This window comes from Kitasatospora sp. NPDC048545 (assembly GCF_040651155.1).
GTDB lineage: Bacteria > Actinomycetota > Actinomycetes > Streptomycetales > Streptomycetaceae > Kitasatospora.
Genome location: NZ_JBEZIQ010000047.1, coordinates 1 through 22,356, shown reverse-complemented (window position 1 = coordinate 22,356; position 22,356 = coordinate 1). Strand labels below are relative to the sequence as shown.

The 22,356-nt window shown below is 74.0% G+C and carries 11 protein-coding genes; 5 read left to right on the top strand and 6 right to left on the bottom strand.

Annotation, left to right across the window (positions count from 1 at the left end; genetic code table 11):
- Positions 1-4: 4 nt before the first annotated feature.
- Positions 5-9,730: an amino acid adenylation domain-containing protein gene (locus AB0D10_RS33745; protein ID WP_360262803.1), complete on the bottom strand. Its 9,726-nt coding sequence runs from the start codon at positions 9,728-9,730 to the stop codon at positions 5-7.
- Positions 9,730-13,887 (bottom strand): amino acid adenylation domain-containing protein, encoded by a 4,158-nt coding sequence (locus tag AB0D10_RS33740; RefSeq protein ID WP_360262901.1) that lies wholly within the window; start codon positions 13,885-13,887, stop codon positions 9,730-9,732. Before AB0D10_RS33740 ends, AB0D10_RS33745 begins: the two co-directional genes overlap by 1 nt.
- A gap of 862 nt (positions 13,888-14,749) precedes the next feature.
- Between AB0D10_RS33740 and AB0D10_RS33735 the strand changes: the two genes are divergently transcribed.
- A complete protein-coding gene (locus tag AB0D10_RS33735; RefSeq protein ID WP_360262801.1) occupies positions 14,750-15,103 on the top strand; it encodes a nitrilase-related carbon-nitrogen hydrolase in 354 nt (117 codons plus the stop codon).
- A 108-nt stretch (positions 15,104-15,211) separates the two neighbouring features.
- Positions 15,212-16,279 carry a tRNA (adenosine(37)-N6)-threonylcarbamoyltransferase complex transferase subunit TsaD gene (tsaD, locus tag AB0D10_RS33730; protein WP_360262799.1) on the top strand — a complete coding sequence of 356 codons (1,068 nt, stop codon included), beginning with the start codon at positions 15,212-15,214 and terminating at the stop codon, positions 16,277-16,279.
- 117 nt (positions 16,280-16,396) lie between these two features.
- Here the strand turns inward: tsaD and AB0D10_RS33725 are convergent, their stop codons facing one another.
- Complete coding sequence (locus AB0D10_RS33725) at positions 16,397-17,398, bottom strand: LacI family DNA-binding transcriptional regulator (RefSeq protein WP_360262797.1); 1,002 nt, start codon at positions 17,396-17,398, stop codon at positions 16,397-16,399.
- 121 nt (positions 17,399-17,519) lie between these two features.
- On the bottom strand, positions 17,520-18,002 hold the full coding sequence (locus AB0D10_RS33720; RefSeq protein WP_360262795.1) for an Imm21 family immunity protein: 483 nt from the start codon (positions 18,000-18,002) through the stop codon (positions 17,520-17,522).
- A 95-nt stretch (positions 18,003-18,097) separates the two neighbouring features.
- Between AB0D10_RS33720 and AB0D10_RS33715 the strand changes: the two genes are divergently transcribed.
- Positions 18,098-18,232 (top strand): hypothetical protein, encoded by a 135-nt coding sequence (locus AB0D10_RS33715; protein WP_360262793.1) that lies wholly within the window; start codon positions 18,098-18,100, stop codon positions 18,230-18,232.
- Positions 18,233-18,395: 163 nt separating this feature from the next.
- Here AB0D10_RS33715 and AB0D10_RS33710 read toward each other — a convergent pair whose 3' ends face one another.
- Positions 18,396-20,987 carry an IPT/TIG domain-containing protein gene (locus AB0D10_RS33710; protein ID WP_360262791.1) on the bottom strand — a complete coding sequence of 864 codons (2,592 nt, stop codon included), beginning with the start codon at positions 20,985-20,987 and terminating at the stop codon, positions 18,396-18,398.
- Between the two features lie 113 nt (positions 20,988-21,100).
- On the opposite strand from AB0D10_RS33710, the gene AB0D10_RS33705 reads away from it, so the two are divergent.
- Complete coding sequence (locus tag AB0D10_RS33705; protein WP_360262899.1) at positions 21,101-21,517, top strand: recombinase family protein; 417 nt, start codon at positions 21,101-21,103, stop codon at positions 21,515-21,517.
- Positions 21,518-21,600: 83 nt separating this feature from the next.
- On the top strand, positions 21,601-21,921 hold the full coding sequence (locus AB0D10_RS33700; protein WP_360262789.1) for a hypothetical protein: 321 nt from the start codon (positions 21,601-21,603) through the stop codon (positions 21,919-21,921).
- Here the strand turns inward: AB0D10_RS33700 and AB0D10_RS33695 are convergent.
- Positions 21,908-22,144 carry a recombinase gene (locus AB0D10_RS33695; protein WP_360262787.1) on the bottom strand — a complete coding sequence of 79 codons (237 nt, stop codon included), beginning with the start codon at positions 22,142-22,144 and terminating at the stop codon, positions 21,908-21,910. The genes AB0D10_RS33700 and AB0D10_RS33695 overlap by 14 nt on opposite strands.
- Positions 22,145-22,356 lie beyond the last annotated feature (212 nt).

Genomic DNA, 22,356 nt, shown 5'->3' with positions numbered 1-22,356 from the left:
GGGGTCACGGCCGGGGACGGTCGACGCCGCCCCCGGGCGGGTCGTCCGTCGCCGCGTCGATCGCCGCCGCCACGGCATGCACGTGGGGCGGGCGGACGATGCCGTAGTGCGTGGTGTCCAGCCGGTGCCAGGTGCTGGGTTCCGGCAGGTGCGGGCGCCACAGCTCCCGCTGCTCCTCCGGGGACGCCGGTACGGGCAGTCCCTCCACCGGCCGCTCGGCCAGCCACAGGTGGCTGGGGGTGGCGCTCAGCAGCGGCATCCGGTGGTCGGCCATGCTCCGCAGGTTGGCCCGGCAGCACCGCACCAGGCGGTCGGCGTAGCCCTGTGCCTCGGGGCCGGCCACCGCGGACCCGCCCTGGCTCAGCTCGTTCGCGAACACAGCCTGGAGCCGGCCCTCGTCGTAGTCCTGGAAGTGCACGCCGGCACCGGGCGGCGGCGGATCGATCAGATGGAGGCCGTGGACCGGACGGCCGATCGCCTCCGCCTGCGCCGCCATCCCCATCGCCGCCCAGGCGCCGAAGGACCAGCCGGCCAGGTGCAGCCGGTGGGTGTCGTCCGCGAAGCGCGCTCGCAGGGCGGCGGCGTAGCGGCGCGCCCGCTCGGCCAGGCTCCAGTCCGCCGTCCCCGGCCGCGCCAGCGCGGGGTCGGCGATCAGACAGACGGTCAGCCGGGGGCCCAGGGCCGACACCAGGGACCGGTAGGCCTGGATGTCGCCGCCGACGGGGTGCACCAGGCAGAGCACGTCGTCTCCGGTGCCCTGCTGCCAGACCTCGGGGACCACGTCGTCCGCACCGGCACTGCCGGCGGGCGCCGCCTCCGCCAGCCGGGTCAGGATCTCGGTGAGGGAGACCCGGTGGCTGAGCCGGGTCAGTTCAAGCTCGACGTCGAAGTGACGTTTCACCAGGCCGATCAGGTCGAGCAGGGTCAGCGAGTCGACGCCCAGGTCGTAGAGCGGGGCGTCGGGGTCGACGTGGTCGAGGTCCAGCCAGTCGCACAGCCAGTCGCCGAGCAGGACGGCCGCGCTCCCGCGAGCCGCCTCGGCCGCCGCGGTACCGCCGCCGGCGGGCACCGGCGTGGCTCCGGTGGTCCCGGTCGACGCCGTCGGCGCCGTTCCGGTGGTCCCGGTCCACGCCGTGGGCGCCGTGGTCGCGGGCGGCACGACGGCCCGGGTGGGCGCCGCGTAGAACGCGCGGGACTCGTCGAGGCCGGTGGTGGAGACCAGCACCTGCGGCAGCTGCAGTCCCACGGCCCGCGCGAACACCCGCTTGCCCTCGGCCACCGTCAGCCCGACCGACAGGTGGGCCCGGTGGCGTGCGTCGGCCGGCGGCGCGTGCAGCGCCATCCCGGCCTCGCTCCACACGTCCCAGTTCACACCCAGCCGGACCGTGGTATCGGCCTCGCCGGACCGGTACTGCGCGAAACCGTCGAGCAGGCTGTTGGCGGCCGCATAGTCGAACTGGCCGACGCCGCCCAGCTCCGCGGACATCGACGAGCAGTACACCGCCACCGACGGCCGGTAGCGCTCGATCAACTGCTCGACCAGCAGGGCGCCCTGCAGCTTGGCGGCGGAGCCGCGCCACATCGCCCCGGCGTCGCGCCGGGCGATCAGGCCGCCGTTCGCGACCCCGGCGGCGTGGACCACGCCGTCGAGGCGGCCGGTGCGCCGGCCGATGCGGGCCGCGATCTCCTCGGGCGCCGACTCGGCGAGATCGGCGTCGACCAGCTCGACCCGGTCGACCCAGGGCATCAGCTCCTCCGGCAGCCGGGGCCGCCGCGCCAGCAGCAGCACCCGCGCGGCGCCGTGCTCCAGCAGCCACGCGGCGACACTGCGGCCGATCCCGCCGGTGCCACCCAGGACCAGGTGCACGCCTCCGGCGGGCAGCCCGACGGGGCCGGGGCCGGTCGCGGAGACCGGCAGCGCGACCTGTTCCCACCAGTGGCCCCGGCGCAGGGCCAGCCGGCGCGGGAGTCCGCCCGCGGCCGCGGGCGGTGGTCCGGCCGCGGGCGGTGGACCGGCCGTCGCCGCGTCCCGGGCCGTCGCCGCGTCCGGGGCCGTCGTGGCGTCCGGGGCCGTCGTGGCGGCCCCGGCCAGCAGGGCGGCCAGCGGCGCTGCCCAGTGGGCGGGGTCGGCGTCGGGCAGGTCGATCCAGTGGCCGTCCGCGGCGCCCTCCTGGGACGCCACCTCGGCGGCGCCCGCCAGCAGGCCGGCCTCCGGCCGCCGGACCGGGCCGTCCACCGGCCGCGCCCCGTACGACAGCCACCACGGCCTCAGCCGCAGCGGCCCGGCGGCCTCGGCCGCGGCGCGCACCAGAGCGGCCGGAGTGTCCAGACAGGCCCAGCGGGCCCGGGCCAGGCTGTCCCGGCCGACCGGACCGCCGATGCCCAGCGGCAGCGCGTGCAGCCAGTCGATTCCGGTGTCGCCCTCGGAGCCGGTGTCGCTCTCGGAGCCGGTGCCGCCCACACCGAGGGCCGCGCCCGCACCCGCGCCCGCACCCGTCAGCGCGTCGAGGAGCCGGCCGAGCGAGGCCGGATCGGCCGGATCGACCTCGTAGACGTCCTCACCGCGCCGGGCGAACGCCCCGGCGGCGCTGACCCGCACCACCCGGGCGTAGGCGGCCTCGAAGGCGCGGACCGCGTCCGGGGGTGCCGGTCCGTCGGTGAGCAGCACCAGCAGCCGGGAGCTGCGCGCGCCGATCGCCGTGTCCGCGCGGCGCAGCCGTGCCCAGTGCGGCTGGTGCAGCCAGGCGTGCTCTGGAAGGCGCGGCGGAACGGCGGCGGCCGGACCGGTGCGGTCCGGTGCCGCTGCGGCGCGGGGGAAGTCGAACTCCGTCAGCTCGAAGGCCGGTGGCGGGAAGTCCCACGGTGCCTGCGCCGGGCCGGCGGGACGGCCGATCCGCTCGCCGGACAGCCAGGCGGCGGCCGTCTCCTCGGCGGTGAGGCCTTCGCCCGAGGCCGCCGGCCGGTACCGGGTGTCCCCCGTTCCGGTCCGGGTGTCCCCCGCTCCGGCGTCGGTGATCCGGCCCGCGTCGCGCAGCCAGGCCACGGCGGTGGAGGCGTCGGGGCAGACCGCTGCCAGCCGACGGCGGCGCGCGGGACGGCCCGCCTGGAGGTGGCGCAGCACCTGCGGGTAGGCGGCGGGACGGGCCGCCAGGTAGTCGGCGATCCGGGCGGCGTCGGCGCGCAGGCCCGCTTCGCTGCTGCCGGAGAGCACCAGGCAGGGGAGCACGGAGGTGTCCGCTGCCGCGTCGCCCGTCGTCAGGCCCGCGGCGCCCGCCTCCGGGCCGGATCCGGCTTCCTCCGCCGTCCCCGGGGCCGGCCTGTCGGCCTCCAGCACCACATGGGCGTTGGTGCCGCCGATCCCGAAGCTGCTGACCGCCGCGATCCTGTCCCGGTCGGTGGGCCAGGGCCGGGCCTCGGTGGGGACGTAGAACGGCGTCGGGTCGGCGCCGAGCTGCGGATTGAGAGCGTGGAAGCCGACGTTGGGCGGGATGACGCCGTGGTGGACCGCGAGCGCGGCCCGTACCAGTCCGACCACGCCCGCCGCCGCGCCCAGGTGCCCTATCTGGCTCTTGACCGAGGTCAGCGCGCAGTGGCCGGACCGGTCCAGGTCGAAGGCCTGGCGCAGGGCGCCGACCTCGACCGGGTCGCCGAGCCGGGTGGCGGTGCCGTGGGCCTCGACGTAGCCGAGGTCGGCGCCGCTGCGGCCGCTGCGGCGCAGAGCAGCCCGGATCACCTCGCGTTGCCCGGCGAGCGAGGGGGCGCTGTAACTGAGTTTGTCGGAGCCGTCGTTGTTCACCGCCGAGCCGGTGATCAGGGCGTAGACGGTGTCGCCGTCGCGGCGGGCCAGGCGGAGCGGCTTGAGCACCACCACGCCGACGCCGCTCGCGCCGATGGTGCCGCTCGCGTCGTCACTGAAGGGCCGGCAGAGGCCGTCCACGGAGAAGATGTGCTGCGGCTGGTACCGGTATCCGCCGGTCAGGGTCGGATCGACCAGGACGCCGCCAGCCAGCATCACCTCGGCATCACCCTGGCGCAGCAGCCCGGCGGCGACGTGGACGGCGACCAGCGAACTGGCGCAGGCCGCCTGGGTGGTGAAGGCGGGACCGGTCAGCCCGAGGTGGTAGGCCGCCTTGGTGGCGAGGTAGTCCTTGTCGTGGTGCAGGGCCAACTGGAAGACGTCGGGCAGGCGTTCGGGGTCGGCCTCGCGGAGCATGGACTGGAAGTAGGTGTTCTCGCCGGCCCCGGCGACCAGGCCGACGCGCCGGCCGGACGGATCGGCGATGCCGGCGTGTGCCAGTGCCTCGACACAGCTCATCAGCAGGTGTCGTTGCTGGGGGTCCATCAGCCGGGCCTCCTGCCGGCTGATGCCGAAGTGGTCCGGGTCGAAGGCCAGCGGGCCGTCCAGCTGGCTGCGCGCCCCGACCAGGCCGTCGGCGGCGTCGAAGTGCTCGATGCCGATGCCGCCCGTGGTGACCATCCGCCAGAACGCGGCGAGGTCGGCGGCGCCCGGAAGGCGTACCGCCATCCCGACGACCGCGATCGGCTCGTCGGCGGCGATCGGCCCACCGGCGGCAAACGCTTCCTCAGCGGTGACCGGTCCGTCGGCGACGAGCCGTCCGGTGGCGCCGATTTGCCCGGCGACGCCGGCCGGCACCACGGTCACCACAGAGGTCGACACAGCGGTGTCGGCGGCCGGTGCCGAGCGGTCCAGGAAGCCGGCCAGCGCCCGCACGGTGACGTGTTCGAACAGGTCGGCGACGGTGAAGCGCAGGCCCAGTGCGGTGGTGCAGTGGAGCTGGAAGCGCATCAGCCCCAGGCTGGAGGCTCCGGCCTCGAAGAAGGTCTGTCCCGGGTCGATCGCCGCACCGGTGACCGTCTCGAACGCCACGGTCAGCTGGGCTTCGCGTGCGGACAGGCCGATGCCGCAGGCCGTCGGCCGGAGCAGTTCCCGCCCGGCGGAGCGCAGGGCGCCCCGGCGGTCGAGCTTGCCGCTGGGGGTCCTGGGCAGTTCTCCCAGCACTCGGAAGCGGGCGATCCGGACGTGGCCGGGCAGGATCGGCGCCAGGTGCGCGGTGAGCTCCCGAACCGTGGGCGCCTCCCCGCGGCACTGCAGGCAGGCCACCAGGTCGTCGCCGTCGCGGACCACGACGGCGTTGACGACGTCCGGGTGCCGCAGCAGGGCCGCCTCGACCTGGCCCGGTTCGAGGCGGTGTCCGCTCAGTTTGATCTGGTCGTCGTCCCGGCCCAGGAAGTGCAGCAGGCCCTGCCGGTCGAAGCGGGCCCGGTCGCCGCTGCGGTAGCACAGGCCGAGGCCGGGCAGCTCGACGAAGCGGGCGGCGTCGAGCGCCGGGTCGCCCAGGTAGCAGCGCGCGGCCATCGTGCCGCCGATCAGCAGGGCGCCGGGGCGGCCGGGCGGAACGGGCTCGTCGGCCTCGTCGACCACCGTGAGCACCGCGTTGGCCACCGGCCGGCCGATGGCGGGACGCTCCGGCCAGCGGTCCGGATCGCCGTCCAGGCACAGGCTGCTCACCACGTGCGTCTCGGTGGGGCCGTAGTGGTTGAACAGCCGGGCACCCGGCAGGCCCGCGAACCAGCGGCGGATCGCCTCGGTGCACACCAGCTGCTCGCCGGCGGTGACCACGTCCTTCAGCCGCGACGGGTAGCGGCCCAGGTGGACGCCGTGTTCGGCGAGGAGTTGGAGTGCCACGTAGGGCATGAAGACGCGCTCGGCGCCGGCCGTCTCCAGCTGCTCCAGCAGCGCGGGGGCGTCCTGCCGCCAGTCGGGCCGCACGAGGTGGAGGAGGCCGCCGGCGCACAGCGTCCCGAAGACCTCCTGGAAGGACACGTCGAAGGAGAGCATGGAGAACTGCTGGGTGACCGCCGGGCCGGCCAGCCCTCCCGCTTCCGCCTGCCACTGCAACAGGTTGCACAGGGTGCGGTCGGAGACCTGCACGCCCTTGGGAACGCCGGTGGAGCCCGAGGTGAAAAGGGTGTAGAGCGGCCGGGCGCCGCGGTGCACCGGGCCGGCGGTGGCCGTGCCGGCGGTGGCCGTGCCGGCGGTGGCGGTGGCCGTGGCGGTGCCGGTGGTGGCCGGGTCGGGCGAGGCAGGTGACAGCACCACCGGGTGGCGCGCGATGCGGCCCGGGTCGACGGCGTCGAACTCCGGGTCGCCGTCCGGCGGGAGCAGCACGCACACCGGTTCCACCTGGTCCAGTACCTGCCGGCGCAGGGCCGGCGGGTAGGACGGGTCCAGCGGCACGATGGTCACGTTGAGCCGGGCCAATGCCAGCAGCGCCACCACGTGCTCGACCGACGGCCGCAGGTGCAGCGCGACGCAGTACGGACGGTCGTCCTGCTCCGGCAGCGGGTGGGCGGCCCGCAGGTCGGCGGCGAGCGCCGCCGCGTGGGCGTCGAGCGCGGCGTAACTCACCGACCGGCCTTCGGACATCAGCGCCGGTGCGTCGGGTGTGCGCGCGACCTGCCGGGCGAAGCCCTCGGCCACCGTCGTCCAGGTCGGCGCCGTCGCGGTGCCGCGCCCGGGTCGGGGCAGTCGGCGGCGGTAGGGTGCGGCGAGTTCGGCCGGGGTCGCCGTCCCGCCGTCGGCGAGCAGGTCCAGGCCCCGCCGAAACAGGCCCGCCATCGCCGCGACCTCGTCGGCGTCGAAGCGGTCGTCGGCGTACTCCCACAGGCAGTCGAGGCCGCCCTCGTGCTCGACCACGGACAGCGTCATCGGGCACTTGGCCTCCGCCGGGGCCCACCACAGCGGGCGGGAGGCGCAGCCGGGCAGGGCCAACGCGGCGAAGTCGGTGTTCTCCAGCACGAAGAGGTAGTCGAACGGGGAGTCGGCTCCGGTGGCCGGCTCCCGGTCGGCCAGGACGTCGGCCAGCGCGACGTGCTGACGGTCCAGCACCCGGCGCGCGTCGGCGCCCAGGCGCAGCAGCTGGGCGCGCAGGTCCTCGCGGGGCGTGACGGCCTGCGGCAGCAGCACGGTGTTGGCGAACATGCCGACGCTGGCCTCGAACTCCTGGACCGGTCGGTTGGCCACCGGCGCGGCGATCCGCGGTCTGGTCCCGCCGGTCACGCCGTACAGGCTCCAGGCGAACACGCCGAGCAGCACCTCGAAACGGGTCATGCCCAGGTCGGCGCAGAGCCGGTCCACGGCGGCGCGCCGCACGACGTCGAGGGAGGTGTGCAGCAGGCGGGCCGGGGGGAAGGCGGCAGTACCGGTCGGGTCCGTCCGGTCCCGGTCGGCGTCCTCGTCGGCGCGGGCGTAGTGGGCCCGCAGTTCGGCGCGCTGGGCCAGGTAGGCGGGGCCGGCGAACCAGTCGGCCTGCCAGGCCGCGTAGTCCAGCGGGGTGGGGACAGGAGTGGGGGGCGAAGCCTCCGCAGCTCCGACGATCACCTGCCGGTAGCCGGACGACAGGTCCGCCAGCAGGACGTTGAGCGACCAGCCGTCGACGGCGATGTGGTGCAGGTGGAGCAGCAGCACGCCGCCGCCGTCCTGCGGCAGCCAGCGGGCGCGCAGCATCCGGGGGTCGGCGAGGTCGAACGGCTCGGCGAAGAAGCCGCCGGCGGCGGCGCGCGCGCCGTCCCCACCGGCGCCGTCCCCACCGGCGACGTCCTCACCGGCGTCGTCGGCCGCCTCGGGGCCGGGTCCGGTCCACGGGTCGTAGGGCTCCCCGACGGTCTGGCGCAGGCCCTCGGGCGTGGCCTCGAAGGCCGTGCGCAGGGCCGCGTGGTGCCGCACCAGCGCCTGCAGCGCAGCGTGCAGCGCGTCGGCGTCGACCGTGCCGTCCAGGCGGAAGGCCAGCTCCACGGCGTAGGCGCGGGAGTGCGGCGCCCGCTGCTGCAGCAGCCACAGGCGCTGCTGCTCGCTGGTGGCGGGCGCCGAGCGTGCCCGGGTGGGGGCGGGCGGTGCCGGGTACGGCGAGTCGGCGGCGGGTCCGGCTTCGGCGACGGCCCGGGCGATCGCGGCCAGGTCCCCGGTCAGCACCCGTGCCTGCGGCAGGTCGCAGCCCCAGCGCCGGCGTGCCTCGAAGCGCAGCCGCAGGGCTTTGAGCGAGTCACCGCCGCAGGCGATCCAGCGGTCGTCCAGCCGCAGGTCCGGCACTCCGAGCACCTCGGCCGCCAGGTCCAGGACCTCCCGTTGGAGGGCGGTGGTGGCCCCGGTGTCCGGACGGTCGCCGTCCGGACGGCGCCAGGGCCGGTCGTCCCTGCGCAGCAGTGCGGCCCGGTCGACCTTGCCGTTGGCGGTCAGCGGGAGCGCGTCCACGAGGTGGATGTGATGGGGCCTCATGTAGGCGGGCAGTCCGGCCGCCAGATGGCGGTCGAACTCCTCGAACGGGATCTCCTCCCCGAGGACGACGTAGGCCAGCAGCTCGTTCGGGCCGTGCTCGCCGACCCGGCGGGTGCAGACGTACGCCTGCCGGACCGCCCGGTGCGTGACGATCTGCCGCTCCAGCTCGCCGGGCTCGATCCGGAAGCCGCGGACCTTCACCTGCCGGTCGGCGCGCCCGACGTACGCGATCCGGCCGTCTGCGTCGGCGCGCACCAGGTCGCCGGTGCGGTAGTACGGCGTGCGGCCGCCGTCGTGCCAGGGCAGCCGGACGAAGCGGCGCTCCGTCTCCTCGGGCAGGTTGCGGTAGCCCGCCGCGAGGGCCGCGCCGGCCAGGTGGAGTTCGGCCACCTCGCCGGCCGATGCGGCCCGTCCGCCGTCCGGGACCACCAGCAGGGCTTCGGTCTGCGGCAGCGCCCGTCCGATCGGGACCAGGTCACCGTCGAAGTCGCGCGGGATGGGGTGGCACAACGCGAAGGTGGTGGCCTCGGTGGGGCCGTAGACGTTGTACAGCCGGGTGGGGGCCGCCGCGTTGTGCCGGTACCAGCGGCGGATCAGCCGGGCGTTCAGCTGCTCGCCGCCGACCAGCAGCTGTCCGACCCCGGCGAAGCAGGACGGCTCCGTGTCCACCACCGCGTTGAACAGGGCCACCGTGACGAAGGCCGTGTCGATGCGCTCCCGCAGCAGGGTGGCGGCCAGCCGGTGCGGTGTCTGGACGGCCTCGTCGCCGAGGACGACGCAGCAGCCGCCGGTCAGCAACGGCACCCAGACCTCGAAGCTGAGGGCGTCGAACGCCGGATTGGACAGGCAGGCATAGCGCGCGCCCTCCGTGATGCCGATGTACGCGGGTGCCGCCAGCCGCAGGATGCCTGCGTCCCGTACCTCGACGCCCTTGGGGCGGCCCGTCGTGCCGGAGGTGTAGAAGAGGAAGGAGACCGGCGCCCCGGTGCAGACCTCCGTGGGGTCGCCGGGTCCGGCCGCGAGCAGCGCCGCCGCCTCCAGCGGACGCACCCGGCCCGGCAGGTCGTCGGGGGCCGTGCCGCCGTGGATCAGTGCCACGCTGGACGAGTCGGTCAGGATGTGGCGCCGGCGTTCCGCAGGGCTCTGCGCGTCCAGCGGGACGACCCGGGCGCCGAGCCGCAGGACGCCCAGCATGGCGCAGACGAGCTGCCAGGAGCGCGGCAGGCAGACGGCCACCGCCTGGCCGGGCCGGACACCGGCCCGGCGCAGCCCGTGGGCCACGGCCGCGGCGGCGGTGTCGAGGCCGGTGTAGTCCAGCCGGACGTCGCCGTCGACCAGCGCGGGGGCCTGCGGGGTGCGCAGGGCCTGCTCGTGCACGGCCCGGGCCAGGCCGGTGGCAGGGGGTGCGACGGGTACGGCGTTCTCGGCACGCATCAGGCCTCCCCGGCGGACGTGGTGGACGCGGTGGACGCGGTGGACGCGGTGGATCCGGCGGCCGGGTGTCCGGCTGCGGGCACGGCCGGGACCGGGGCAGGGGCCGGGACCGGGGCAGGGGACGGCGGTGGGGCAGGGGACGGCGGTGGGGAAGCCGGGACGCGGTCCAGTTCGGCCGTGATCAGCGCGGCGATCCGGGGCACCGCCGCGCTCTCCAGCAGGTCCCAGTGGCCGCAGGCGACCGGCTCGACCAGCAGACCGCCGCCGGCCCGCGGCTTCCAGAACGCGCGCACGTCACCGGCCTGCTCCTGGGCCTGGGCCTGCCCCTCCGCCTGCGACTCGTCCTGCTCCGGGGTTCCGTCCCCGGTTCCGTCCCCGGCCGCCTCGACCAGCACCAGCCGGGCCGCCGTGGGCTGCGCCCGGTAGTCGCGGGCGGTCATCCGGTTGTGGTTGTAGATGCGGAAGTACCGGTCGATCTGCTCGTCCTCGATCCCCGGGTACATGCCGTTGAACCTGATGAGCTTGTCGCGGAAGTCCGCCATGTCCACGGGCTCGATCGCGGCGAGTTCCTCCGCGTCCTCGGTCCCGTGGGTGTCGAGCATCACCACGCTGAGCCGGGTGTGCCCGGCCAGGGCCAGTCGGCGCCCCATCTCGTGGGCGACCAGGCCGCCGTAGGAGAGTCCGCACAGCACCAGTGACTCGTCCGGCCGGGGGTCGACCAGGGACAGGTAGTGCTCGGCCATGGCCTCGACCGTGGGAAGCGGCGTCTCACCGGGGTTGATCCCGGGCGACTGCACGCCGAGGACGCCGACGTGGTCGGGCAGCGCCGCGGCCAGCGGCAGGTAGCAGAAGGCGGTGCCGCCGGCCGGGTGGACGCAGACCACCCGCTGCCGTCCGTCCCCCGCGCGGAACTCGACCAGGTTGCCGTCGGGTGCGCCCGACGCCCCCGCTCGGAGCCGTTCGGCCAGGGCCTCGATGGTCGGGTTCTGCACGATGTCGCGGATCGGCAGGGTCTCGCCGAACTCCTCGCGGACGGCCAGGGCGACCTTGATGGCGGATAGGGAAGTGCCGCCCAGGTCGAAGAAGTTGTCGGATATCCCGATGCCGGGGTGGAGCAGGACTCGGCGCCAGATGGTGTGCAGCGCCATCTCGACGTGGTCCCGCGGGCTCGCCGTGTTGACCTGGGTGTGGGTGGCGGCGCGGGCCGCGGTCAGCAGCGCGGCACGGTCCAGCTTGCCGCTGCGGTTGAGCGGCAGGTGCGGCAGTTCCACGAACAGTGCGGGGATCATGTAGTCCGGCAGGCGCCGCGACAGGGCGGCGCGCCACTCGTGCGGCGGGCGCGGCTGCGCGTCGCCCCGGCCCAGGCCCGCGACCAGGCGCAGTTCGCCCGCGGCGTCGCGGTCGGCCAGCACCGCCGCCTCCTGCACGCCGGGCAGGGCCAGCAGCGCGGCCTCGACCTCCCGGGGTTCGATCCGGAAGCCGCGCAGTTTGACCTGGTCGTCACTGCGGCCGAGGTACTGGGCGTTGCCGTCGGGAAGCCAGCGGGCCAGGTCGCCGGTGCGGTAGAGGCGTTCGCCGGGCACGAAGGGGTCGTCGACGAACCGTTCGGCGGTCAGGTCCGGGCGGTGCAGGTAGCCCCGGGCGAGGCTCGCCCCGCCGAGGTGGACCTCGCCGGCCACCCCGGTCGGCACCGGCCGGAGCCGCCGGTCGAGCAGGTAGAGGCGGGTGTTGTCCAGGGGGCGGCCGATCGGGCACTGCCGGTCCAGCGGCTGCGGGTCGGTGTAGGCGGTGCTGTAGAGGGTGGCTTCGGTCGGACCGTAGCCGTAGCAGATCCGCAGGCCGGGCAGCGCCTGCCGGATGCGGTGCAGCGCCTTCTCCGGGAGGGGCTCCACCCCGGTGAGCAGTTGACGCAGCGCCAGCCCGTCCAGGCACGCCTGCGGGTCCTCGTCGATCCACGTGACGTAGGACGGCGGCAGGAACGCCTGCACGATGCGGTGTTCGCGCATCCAGGCCAGCAGTTCGCCCGGGTCGCCGCGCAGGTCGTCGGGGACGAGGTGCAGGACGGCGCCGGTGGTGAGCGGCAGCAGCAACTCGTGCACGGAGGCGTCGAATCCGATGCTCGACCAGGCGGAGACCGCCTCGCCGGGGGTGTCCCCGAACCGGGCCAGCCAGGTGTCGAAGAGGTTGGTGACGCTGCCGCGGGTCACCGCGACGCCCTTGGGGCGGCCGGTGGAGCCCGAGGTGTAGATGACGTAGGCCAGGTGCGTCGGTCCGGCGGTGGTCCCCGGGGCGTCGTCGCGCTGCGCCTCGGCCTCGACCCCTCGCAGGGACTGCCGGCTCCCGGTGGGGTCGTCGGTGTCGCTGAGCACCAGGGCGGGTGCCGCGTCCTCGACCATCGCGGCCAGCCGCTCGATGGGCTGGCCGGGGTCGAGCGGCAGGTAGGCGGCGCCCGCGGTGAGGATGCCGAGGACGCCCACCACCAGTTCGGTGGAGCGCCCACAGTGCAGTCCGACCACCTGGTCCGGGCCGACGCCGCGGGCGATCAGCGCGTGCGCCAGCCGGTTGACCCGGCGTCCGAGCGTCGCGTAGTCGAGCCGCTCCCCCTCGCGGACCAGGGCGGGAGCGGCGGGGCGGGTCCGGATCTGGGCCTGGAAGCGCTCGACCAGCCCGGCCGGGGCGGTGGGCTCCTCGGTCCCGTCGGTCTCGTCGGTCTCGTCCCCACGGTCGCCCGCGACGGCGCGGCCGTTCCGGTGGGCCCGGTCGGCGCCGCTCCACTCCGAAAGCACCCGTCGGCGCTCCGCCTCGTCCATGAGCTCCAGGTCGTCCACGCCCAGGTCGGGCCGGTCGACGAGTCCGGTCAGCACCCGGTGCAGGTAGCCCGCGTACCGCTCGGCCGTGGCGTGGTCGAACAGCGCGCCGGCGTAGTCGAGATGGCCGACCACCCGGCCGTCGTCCTCCTCGGACAGCGACAGGGCCAGGTCGAACTTGGCCCCGGCGTAGGGGATGGCGAGCGGCTCGGCCTCGATCCCGGGCAGGTCCAGCAGGCTCCTCCGGGAGGGCTGCCAGGCGACCATGGTCTGGAACAGCGGCGGGTGGGCGGTGCTGCGCGGCGGGTTGACCAGTTCCACCACCTGCTCGAACGGCAGGTCCTGGTGTTTCAGGGCGTCGCGCAGCGTGCCGCGCACCTGCTTCAGCACGGCCGATCCGGTCGGCGAGTCCGACAGGTCGACGCGCACGGCCAGGGAGTTGACGAAGAACCCGATGAGGTCGGAGTAGGCCCCGCGGTGGCGGTTCGCGGTCGGGACGCCGATGACGACGTCGTGCCGGCCGGTCAGCCGCGACAGCACCACGGACCAGCCGGCCAGGACGGCCGAGAACAGCGTGCCGCCCTGCTGCCGTGCGAGCGCCCTGAGGGCGGCGCCGAGTTCGCCGTCGAGGGCGACGGGCACCCGGCCGCCGCGGTGGTCCTGCACCGGCGGGCGGGGGCGGTCGGTGGGCAGTTCGAGCAGGATCGGCGCGCCTGCCAGGGCTTCCCGCCAGTACGCGGCCTGCGCCGCCGGTTCGTCACCGGACTCCCATTCCCGCTGCCGGCGGGCGTAGTCGGCGTACTGCAGGGGCAGCGGCGGCAGCGGGGACGCCGCACCGTCGCGGAAGGCCGTGTACAGCGTGCCGAGTTCGCGCATCATCACGTTCATGGACCAGCCGTCGAAGACGGCATGGTGCAGTGTCAGCAGCAGCACGTGGTGGTGCTCGGCCAGGGCGATCAGCCGGCCGCGGGCCAGTGGGCCGCGGGCGAGGTCGAAGGGCGTTGCGGCTTCGGCGCGCTGGAGGGCCGTGACGCGCGTTGCGGCGTCCGGGAGCCGGGTCAGGTCGTCCGTCGCGAGGGTGTAGCCGGAGTCGGGCGGGCCGATCAGCTGGTGGACGCCGCCTTCGGTGGCGACCAGCCGGGTGCGCAGGACCTCGTGCCGGGCGACCAGTCCGTCGAGCGCGCGGCCGAGCGCCGCGCGGTCCAGCGGGCCGCGCAGGGTGAAGGCCAGGGTCTCGTTGTACGCCTCGTTGGCACCGTCGGACTGTGACAGCACCCAGAGCCGTTGCTGTCCTGCCGTCGGCTCCGCGAGCCGGCCGTCGTCGGCCGCCTGGGTGCCCGGCGTGCGCACGGGACGCGCTGGGTGCGCGGCGGCCTGGTCGGTGCTGGTGCGGTGGGGGTGGCGCGTATCCGACAAAGCCAGACCTCTTTCCTGGGGGAGGGTGGTCAGCGCGGGGGTCGACGGCGCGGTGCCGGTGCGTGGTGGCACCCGACCTGATCGCTTTCGACCGGGCACGGAGCACCGAGGTGCAGGCCGGTCAGCGACCCTGGGAGACGGGCGGAACGGGGCAGCGCATGGGGGTGCCGTCGAGGTCAGCGGCGACGGATCGCGGTGGATCCGCTTCCATGGATGCATAGTTAAGATCACTTACTCGGCCGGAGGCAAGAGCCGGAGGCCTCTTCTCCAGATCACTCCCGATCGCTCCCGGCCCGATCGCTGCCGGTCGCTGTCGATCGCTGTCGACGGACGCGCCGGAGCGCCGGACCGGCCCGCCACCGGAGCGCCCGTCCTCGGAGTGCCGCGTTCCCGGGTCGGCCGGCCCTTGCCGGAACGTTCCGGCAAGGGCTGCATTCCGCTTCACGCCGATGGTCCTGACTGAAATTTCAGCCAGCTTGACACAGGTGAGCAGCCCCACACACCGAAAGCCCCTCTGCCCGCGCCCACCACCACCGGCCGTCCGGCCGCCGCGAGGCCCGTCGCCCGCACCCGCCGGACGACCCGGCCGCAGTCCGAGGCGGTCCGGCCGTGACCGAGTACGCCCTCCTGACGTCCTTCGGCTCCCCCTCGGCTCCCCCGGCCGCACCGAGCCCGCCGAACGCGAGCCGCTGCGCGTCGGACTCGTGCAGATGCGCTGGTACAGCGACCCGAACGAGCACGACGACCGGCTGCGCGAGGGCGTGGCCCTCGCCGCGGCGCAGGGCGCGACGGTGGTGTGCCTGCCCGAGCCGACCCGCAACCCCTACTTCTGCAACACCGACGACCCGATGGCGGACGGCGCCGCCCGCTACCTGGAGGACGTCGAGACCGGGCCCACCGTCCGCCTCGCCGCCGAACCGGCCACAGGTCTCGGCGTCAGCGTCCACGCAACGTCCACGCGTCCCTCTACGAGTGCGCCGAGGACGGCGGACTCGGCTACAACACGGCCGTCTGCGTCGACCGGAACGGCGAACTCGTCGGCCGCACGCGCAAGAACCACATCCCGGCCTTCCCGGGGTACCGCGAGGACCTGTGTTTCCGCCCCGGGGACAGCGGCTTCCCCGTCGTGGCCCACCAGGGCGCCGGCTGAGCGGCGCTCCGGGCCGGGCGGCAGGTCGCCCGGCCCGGAGCGAGCACCCGGCGGCACTCTTGCTAATCTCTTGCAGTTGCAGTTGATAGGCAATAAGGGAGTCGTGCGATGGCGGAACCACCGGTGGTGCTCGGAATCGAGTCGTCCTGCGACGAGACCGGCGCCGGCCTGGTGCGCGACGGCGTGCTGCTGGGGCACGCCGTCGCGTCGTCCATGGACGAGCACGCCCGCTACGGCGGAGTCGTCCCCGAGATCGCCGCCCGCGCCCACGTCCACGCCGTGGCCCCCGTCGTCCAGGAGGCCCTGGACCGGGCCGGGCTCACCCTGGCCGACGTCGGCGCCGTCGCCGTGACCACCGGCCCCGGCCTGTCCGGGGCGCTGCAGGTCGGCCTCGCCGCCGCCAAGGGCTACGCCTTCTCCATCGGCGTCCCGCTGCACGGCGTCCACCACCTCGCCGGGCACGTCGCCGCCGCCACCCTCGACGGCGGGCCGCTGCCGAACCCGTGCATCGCGCTGATCGTCTCCGGCGGGCACACCTCCCTGCTGCTGGTGCGCGACCTCGCCCGCGACCCGATCGTCCACCTCGGCGACACCTTGGACGACGCAGCCGGCGAGTGCTTCGACAAGGTCGCCCGGATCCTCCGGCTGCCCTACCCCGGCGGCCCCGCGATCGACCGCGCCGCCCGCGACGGCGACCCGGCCGCCGTCCGCCTCCCCCGCCCGCTCAGCGGACCGGACGACCCGCCGTACGCGTTCTCCTTCTCCGGGCTCAAGACCGCCGCCGCCCGCTGGGTCGAGGCCCAGCACGCCGCCGGCACCCAACCGCACGTCCCGGACGCCGCCGCCGCCCTCCAGGAGGCCATCGCGGACACCCTCACCCACAAGGCCGTGCGGGCCTGCACCGACCACGGCATCGACACCCTCGTCGTGGTCGGCGGCGTCGCCGCCAACTCCCGTATCCGCGCCCTCACCGAGCAGCGCTGCGCGGCCGCCGGCATCACCGTGCGCGTCCCCGCCCTGCGGCTGTGCACCGACAACGGCGCCATGATCGCCGCCATCGGCGACCTGCTGGTGCGCTCCGGCGCCCGGCCCGCCCCGCTGGACCTCTCCATCGATCCCTCCGCGCCACTGGCGTACGCCGCCCTCACCCCGCTCGCCGCGACCCGCGCCGTGTGACAGCCGCCCCAGCCTTGACCGATCGTCACCGAGCCCTGCCGACAGCGGTGTTGAAGAAGCGGCCGTCGATCGGTCCCGACGACGGCGGACGGGAACCGGCCCGGCTCCGCACCGGTGTCAGGCCCGGCCCGCCGTGGACTCCCGGACCTTCAGCGTCCAGTCGTGCCGCCGTACGGCTCCGGGCCCGGCCGCCCCCGCCGGCAGCTCACCGAGCAGGGCCGCGCACGCACGCCCGTACTCGGCCGGGCGCAGGTCGACCGCGGTCACCCGGGGGTTGGAGCCGCGGGCCGCCGCGCCGTCGACGCAGGCGGCCACCAGCAGGTCGGAGCCCACCTGCCTACCGGCCCGCGCCGCGGCCGCCAGCACGCCCGGAACGGCGCCGTCGGGGGCACGGACCACCGCGTCGGTGCCCGGGCAGCCGCCGATCAGGTCCGCGGTGGCGGCCTCGGCCTCGGCCGGCGTGGCGGCGAACGGGACCGTCCGCACGACCACTTCGACGCCCTCGCGCGCGCTCCAGGCGTCGGCGGCCGCCCGCAGCGCGGCGGCCCAGTCCGAGCCGGGACCGGGCGCGAGCAGCGCCGGGCGTCGCGCGCCGCGCTCGGCGAGGTGGTCCGGCAACGCGAGCAGCAAGGCGGCGTTGTCGCACAGCACCGCTCCGCTCGGGGCGACGCCCCCGCCCAGGTAGCGTTCGCCGGTGACCACCGGGACGCCCGCGGCCAGCAGGTCCGGGACCTGCGGGTCCTCGACCTCGGGGTCGATGACCAGCAGGCCGTCGACCCGGGCGGCGAGTCCGCCGCCCGCCGCCGTCCCCGGTGCGAGCAGGACGAGGTCCAGCCCGTCCTCCCTGGCCCGCTCGACCGCGCCGAACGCCAGGTTCATGTAGTAGTCCTGACGCGTGGCGGTCCGCGGCAGGTGCAGACCGATCGCCCCCGTACTGGACCGGCGCAGACTCCGGGCCGCCGTGTTGGGCCGGTAGCCGAGGTCCCGCGCCACCGCCCGGATGCGCTCTCGGGTGGCGTCGGCGACGCGGCCGGAGCCCTGGAGCGCGTCGGAGGCGGTGCTCTTGGACACCCCGGCGGCCCGGGCCACGTCGAGCAGGGTCACGGGGCGGCCGGTCACAGCGCGGAAGTCCAGTGCTCCGACCACACGCGTTCACCGGGTCGGTGATCCCTCACGTCAGGAGCCGAGCCTCGGGATCACCGGGAGGTACCCGGCCGACCTTCTCTGCACCAACGCCGCGTCAGGTCAGCTCAACGAATCGGTGGACGCGAAAGGACGTGAGGCGGTCGGGCTCGATGCTTGCCGAGTCCACTCGGTAGCTGCCGGCGCCGAGTTCAAGAACAGTGCTGTCAGTGAGTGTCCCGACCTCGGTGCCGAAGTAGGCGGCGTCGAACATGACGAGCTCGCCCGTGGTCTTCAGTACGGGTCCTTCTTCCCAATCGGCGGTGGGAAGTCCGGCCAGGACGATGTCAGCGACGCCTTCCTCGCTTTCTGCGTAGCACCAGCGGACGAGGACGCGGTGCTCGGGAAGGTAGGCGGTGGAGAGCGGTTCATCCCCGAGGACAAGCGCCTCGGCGTCACCGGGGAGAGCGAGGACACCCACCAGTTCCACCACCTCGCAGGCCCGGTCGTAGTCGCCCTCCGTTCCCGACCAATGCGACAGAGCATCGCGAGGAACCACGATGAACGGGCCGCCCTCCGTCTCCAACCACGTCAAGGACATGCCGCCTCCAGCTCCAAGATCTCCGTTCCGTCGCGACAGCGTATGCGCCGGATCGGACACCGCAGCCTCGCGCCCGCGGCGGTCGGGGGTGCGCGGTGACCAGCATCGAAGAGCTGACCACACTGGCGACGTTCGGCTCGACCTGGGCCGTGCTGGCAGTCGGTCACAACGTGGCCGACCACGTATTCGGCCAGAGTGACCACCAGGCCGCAAACAAGGGGTTCCGGTAAGAACGCTGTCACCAGCCGCAAACGGCGGTGATCTTGCGGGGCGTCACCCGTGTGGGTGAGTCCGGGGCCGTACGGCTGCGGTGGGTGAAGCTCTGCGACGACGATCGGCGATCGTGGCCCGTACTCCGTTGGACCTGGACGCGACGGACTGAGGGGGCTCCGGTCAGCCCACCACGACGACGGGCACGACGTTGCTCGCCCCGCTCCCGGTCTGGATCAGCACGTTGTACGTGCCGGCGGCTACCGGCGGCATGGTGAAGGTGAGCGCGGCGAACGACTTCGTGGTGATCGTCCCGACGAGATTGGTGATGGAACCGATGTAGACCCGGACGGCGTCGTCGAGGTTCTTGCCCGTCACCGTGACCGTGTCGCCGCCAGCCGCGCGGATGGTTCCCGGCCGGACGGAGGAGATGACGGGCACTGCGGCGCTGACGGCACCGCGCTGGGTCCACCGGCCGCTCATCGAGTTGACCAGGGAGAAGTAAAGGGTCAGGATCCGCCCGCGGGGCAACGAGACACTGCCGCCCGGCTCGCAGTCGAGGACGAGGCCGGTTCCCAGGGTGCCGGCGGGGGCGAGCCTGCAGTCATGGAAAGTCAGGGGGTGTTCACTGACGTTGCAGACCGCGATCTCCTGTCCGTCGGCGCCCGCTGGGAACGTGGGCGTGGCGGTGATGTCCGCCGCCGAGTCGATCGTGCCGCGGTCCTCCACGAAGTTGAGGTTTCGTCCGATCACCGGAATCGTCGTGGTCCAGGGGCTCCGGTCGATGATCACCGCCGCGCCCGACGACGGCATGGTGAAGGTGCCGAAGTTCGTGAGGTTCTCGCCGCGCAGGGCGGGGATGCCGCTCGCGGTCGTCGAGCCGACCGGTTGCAGGCCGCCGACGGTGCCATCGGGCTTCAGCCAGTCGGTGAAGCATCCGATGATGCCGGAGTTGCGGTCGTTGACCTCGTTGAGGACCAGTCGGCGATGGGCGGGGTGCCCGAGCCACATCGGCTGGTCGATGGTGAGCCCCCGAGCCACGGCGATGAAGATGCAGCCACCGAAGAAGGGGGTGCCCTCGAAATAGGGGTGGGAGATGATCGTGTTGAGGCCCAGGCCTTCCGCCGGATCCAGCGTGCCGATGACGATGCCGGCGAATCCGCATCCGGCGAACTCCTGGTTCACCAGTAGCGGACCGTATCTGGAGCGGCTCACGATGCCGCTGCCGGCGCACGAGTAGAAGTGCCCGGTGTCCAGGAGAGTGCGGCTGCAGTCTGGCTGTACTCCGAGGTTCGCACCCGCGCCTGTGAGCGCGTCGACCCAGCCGTCGCCGACCCCGATGGCGAAGGGTTCGCTCGAAATCGTCCGGGCTGGTGGGTGGTTCGCCTGGACCGTGATCTGGGCCGGCCCGTCGATGCTGACGATCTCCAGTCGTTCGAGGGTCGCGTCGTCCGCGGCCCCGATGACGATGAAGTCCCCGGGCCGGGCCGGGATCGATGTGAAGTCCGTGCCCGTACCCCTGAGCGTCACGCTGCCGGGCTGGCCGGACACCGACCCGTTGACCGTCTTCACCGACCGGACGCTCGGGTAGCGGGAGGCGAGCGTCGGCGAGCAGTACAAAGTCCCGCACCGCAGGGCCCATACCTCCCGGCCGTAAATGTTGTCGTTGTTCGCGATCGGATGCCCCGCGTCCGGTCCCACCATCCGGTAACCGTCCTTGACCGTCTCGGAGACGAGCACGTCGTCGAGGTGCAGCCGCGCGGCGCCCTGGAGGTGGATCCCGTGGTCGGCGACGCCGCCCCCGTGGAAGCTGACGCCCTGGACCGTGACCCAGCCGGTGCCGATCGACAGGACCGACCGCATGCCAGCCCCGCCCGCCCTGATCTGCGTGCCGTTGCGGAGGGCCTGCCCTGACCCTCCCGCGCCACTGATCGAGAGCCCCTGGTCCGAGGCCGGGCCCACGTTGTTCTCCAGGGCGATCTCGGCGGTGGTGAGGAACGTCCCGCCCGGAAGCCGGACGGTCCCGGTGACCGTCCGCGTCGCGCGGAGCGTGGCGACGAGCGATTCGGTGTCATCGACGGCACCGTTGCCGACTGCGCCGAACCACGCGACGCTGATGTCCGGGGTGTCGCGCCGCCGCACCCAGCGACCCGAGGCGTGCGACGGACGCGCGCAGGGGAACGACAGGCCGCGGTCACCGACCGAGCCGCCACCCGTGTACGAGCCGATCGGAGCGGCGGGAAGGCTGAACGTGTCCGGCGCCGTCACCCCGACGGGCAGGTACTGGGCGTCCAGCACGAACCCGTTCTTTCCGTTCACCCCGTCGACCTTCGCACGCCCGCCCGGCGCGAGGCCGTGCGGCCCGGAAGTGGTCACCGTGACGCTCGCCACCGTACCGCCGCCCGCGTACGGATGGTTGCCCTGGGAACCGATCAAGGTGAGCGCGTCCGGCGTGTGCGGATCGACCGCGATCATCCACCGGCCGAGGGCCGCGGTGTTCCCGGTGACGCCTTCGATGAGCACAGCCTGGCCGTCGGCGAAGTGGTGGCCGGGGGCCGTGATGACGACGGGCCCGGGGGCGGCCGGGTCGAAGCTCGCGCCCGTGATCCGGACGGAGGCGGGCACGGCGCCGGTGATGTGCGTGCCGTCGAAGAAGAAGGTCCCGCCACCGGCGTCCTCGATCGAGGTGTAGTTCGCCGTCTCGGCGACGTCCCCGGGCTGCGGGGAGCGAATGGCCTCCATGGCGTCCACGTTGGAGCAACTGAAAACGGTCACGACGCACACCACCCGGCGCGGTGCCGAGCATCTTCGGCCGCTCGGCACCGTCTGGTTCGGAGGAAGGCCCCTTCCAAGCTTAGGCAGGCCCTCCGCGGTCCGCGCGCCGCTCCATCCAGGACCTCATCGCGATCGTGTCCGGCCTGCGCAAGCATGGCGTCGGCTTCACCTCGCTGCACGAGGCGCTCGACACGACCACGCCCGGCGGGCGCCTGGTCTTCCACGTGTTCGCGGCCCTGGCGGAGTTCATCCGCGAACTCATCGTGCAGGGCACTAATGAGGGCCTGGACGCCGCCCGCGCCCGCGGCGCCCGACTCGGTCGCCCGCTGGCGATGACCGACGAACAGGTACGTCACGCCCGCGACCTGCTCGCCCGCCCGGAGAACACCGTCACCTCGATCGCCAAGCTCCTCGGGGTCTCCCGCAACACCATCTACAACTACGTACCCGAACTCAAGGGCGGCCGTCTCGCACTCGCCGAGTCGACGAGCACACCGGAACTGCCCCGACCCACCAGGCCAGAGGGCTGATCACCGCCGTTTGCGGCTGGTGACAGCGTTCTTACCGGCACCCCAACAAGGGGGCGCCGACGGCCGAGGACGTGGCCGCCGGGGTGAACCCTCGCCGGGGATGGGCCGCGTGCCTGGCCCACGTCAGCCAGTACCACCTGGTCCTCGCCGCGCCTCTCGCCCTGGTGCGGCTGTTCATCCCGCTGCCGCTGTCGATGACCGGCTTGGCCGCCGGGTTCGCCTGGTCGGCGGCCACTCATGCCCTGTTGGACCGGCGGTGGCCGGTGCGCTGGCTGCTGCAGCGCACCGGCTCGCCGGCCTTCGCCGAGCTGCGGACGGCCGGGCTCAATGGAATGTATTTGGCAGATCAGGCCCTGCATTCCGGAGCACTGCTCGTCTCGGCGCTGCTGATCACACGTCTGTGACCTGGGGTTCTTGATGAGGAATCACCGGGAGGCCGAGCGAGACGGGGCCCTGACGCGGGAAGCGTCGTGCCTGCTCGCGCTTGCTTCGCAGGAAGGTGAGGGTGAGGTCGAGTCCTTCGATCTCACCCTGCCAGCCCTCGGCGGTAGCCCGATCGCGGCGTGCGAGGAGATCTTGCTCCAGTTCATCGAGCCGCGGGATCATCTTCGGGTTGATCGAGAGCATCGGGCAGCGGATGCAGGCTTCTCTGAACTAGTGCCGCATCAGGCAACGTTCGCCCTCTCGTGACGAGTCGTCTGGTGCTGCGGAGGGTGGCTCCGGACGGTCAGAATGATCACGTGACTGAACGCGTGCAGGTCCGGGAGATCGATGACGACGAGGGGAGACGGCTGCTGCGGATCGTCCGGAGGGGTACCGGGTCGGTGGTGACCTGGCGG

Bases quoted from the DNA above. Each gene is read 5' to 3' on its own strand.
- tsaD (WP_360262799.1), top strand. From the start codon at position 15,212: ATGGCGGAACCACCGGTGGTGCTCGGAATCGAGTCGTCCTGCGACGAG.
- AB0D10_RS33720 (WP_360262795.1), bottom strand. From the start codon at position 18,002: ATGTCCTTGACGTGGTTGGAGACGGAGGGCGGCCCGTTCATCGTGGTT.
- AB0D10_RS33695 (WP_360262787.1), bottom strand. From the start codon at position 22,144: ATGCTCTCGATCAACCCGAAGATGATCCCGCGGCTCGATGAACTGGAG.
- AB0D10_RS33745 (WP_360262803.1), bottom strand. From the start codon at position 9,730: ATGCGTGCCGAGAACGCCGTACCCGTCGCACCCCCTGCCACCGGCCTG.